Genomic DNA, 1,953 nt, shown 5'->3' with positions numbered 1-1,953 from the left:
GGTGTGCCACGAACGCGGGAGGCTGCTTGTGGTAGTTGAGTAGCTGAACGCGGTGCTGCACGAGAGATGAAGGACTTTCGGCCCTTCGGAGTCGCCCTGCGGGGGGAGGCTCCAAACCGCCACATGCTGCGGAAGCGGTGACGCGACCGTGGTGAGCGACTGTGGAAAAGGCGTCCGTGAGGCGTCAGGTGGGGATCAGGGAGACGGAGCGCAGTCCCCTTTACGGGGGATCGCTGTTGACGCGTCGTTATTGATGAAATGGCATCAGAACCGGGTGTTACTTTTTGGCCCGGGATGAGCCTGGCGGAAACCCGTTTACTGGCCAGGTGGTGCCCGGCGTGGAGGCGACGTGAATCTGGTCTGCTGCTTTCGTGCGGAACGTGGGAAGACACACTTCGATGCCTCAACTCTGCGTTTTCCACGCGGCGTTGTGAAAGGGAGCCTTCCAAGCGGACAACCCGCGAGGAACTGAGTACCGATGCGAAGTGTGTTGGCGGACCGGTTCGTAGTAGCGGTGAACCTCCTGCTGGGCGCGGTGGGAGCGGAGCGAAGGGGCCGGATTGTCCGTGGTTCGTTTGTTCGGTCAACCAGGAGTTCCCTGGGAGGAGCTGCGTGGGCGAGCTGAAGTCACAGATCAAGTCGTTCGAGATATCAAAGACGGAGGTCTGGGAGGCATACCTGAAGGTCAAGGCCAATCAGGGTGCTCCGGGGGCGGATGGCTGCACGATCGAGGAGTTCGAGAAGGATCTGAAGAGGAACCTCTATAAGATCTGGAATCGAATGTCCTCGGGAAGCTACTTTCCTCCTCCGGTGAAAGGTGTGGAAATCCCGAAGTCGCATGGCGGCGGGGTTCGTTTGCTCGGTGTGCCCACGGTCGCGGACAGAATCGCCCAGACGGTGGTGGCCGCTCATCTGGAGAAGCGGGTGGAGCCGGTGTTCCACCCGGACTCCTACGGCTACCGGCCGGGCAGGTCGGCTCTGAACGCGGTTGAGGCATGCCGGCGGCGGTGCTGGAAGAAGAAGTGGGCCGTCGATCTCGATGTCTCCAAATTCTTCGACAGCGTCCGCTGGGACCTCGTTATCAAGGCGGTGGAGACCCATACCGATGCCGCGTGGGTCGTGTTGTATGTGAAGCGGTGGCTTGCCGCTCCACTGCAACTGCCCGACGGCACCTTGCGGCAGCGGGATCGCGGAACCCCACAAGGTTCGGTGGTTTCTCCCGTGCTGGCGAACTTGTTTCTGCACTATGCATTCGATCTGTGGCTCTCCCGGAACTTTCCGGACGTCCAGTTCGAACGCTATGCGGATGACGCAGTCGTGCACTGCGACTCCGAACGCCGGGCCCGTGCGGTCCTGAAGGCGATCGGGGACAGGATGGAAGAGGTCGGCCTGCAACTGCACCCGGCCAAGACCCGGATCGTGTACTGCGGAAGAGACGGGCGCCACGATGAGGTCGCGGCAACGTCGTTCACCTTCCTCGGTTTCACGTTCCGGCGTCGTCCAGCGCGAGACCGGAACGGAAAGATCTTCACTTCATTCCTTCCGGCGCCAAGCAAGGACGCTCTCAAGAAGATGAGCACGGAGGTCCGCTCCTGGCGGCTCCACATGCACATCGGCTACACCCTCGGCGAGTTCGCGCGATGGCTCAACCCCATCATCCGCGGCTGGATGCAGTACTACGGTGCCTTCTATCGTACCGAGCTGTATCCCCTCCTCAAGCGCATCAACTACTACCTGATGCGCTGGGTCCGCAAGAAATACCGGCGGCTGAAGACCTTCAAGAAATTCCACCGGCGATGGAAGCAGGTCACCACCGCGTACCCGCTCTTCTTCGCCCACTGGAAATGGGTCCACTCGATCTGGTGACCAGGACAATAGGAGCCCGGTGACGGGAGACTGTCACGCCGGGATCTGTGGGAGCCCGGGGGTGAAATTCCCCCGGGCCACCCGACC

At 61.4% G+C, this 1,953-nt stretch carries 1 protein-coding gene; it reads left to right on the top strand.

Going from position 1 to position 1,953, the window contains the following annotated elements; all coding sequences use genetic code 11:
- The first annotated feature begins 612 nt into the window (after positions 1-612).
- Positions 613-1,866, top strand: coding sequence for a group II intron reverse transcriptase/maturase (gene ltrA / locus AB0I18_RS51965; protein WP_363112879.1), 1,254 nt, complete (start codon positions 613-615; stop codon positions 1,864-1,866).
- The last annotated feature ends 87 nt before the right edge of the window (positions 1,867-1,953 follow it).

This window comes from Streptomyces sp. NPDC050704, from assembly GCF_040654355.1.
GTDB lineage: Bacteria > Actinomycetota > Actinomycetes > Streptomycetales > Streptomycetaceae > Streptomyces.
Note: the sequence above shows the minus strand (reverse complement) of the source record. Positions and strands in the feature narration are given on the sequence as shown.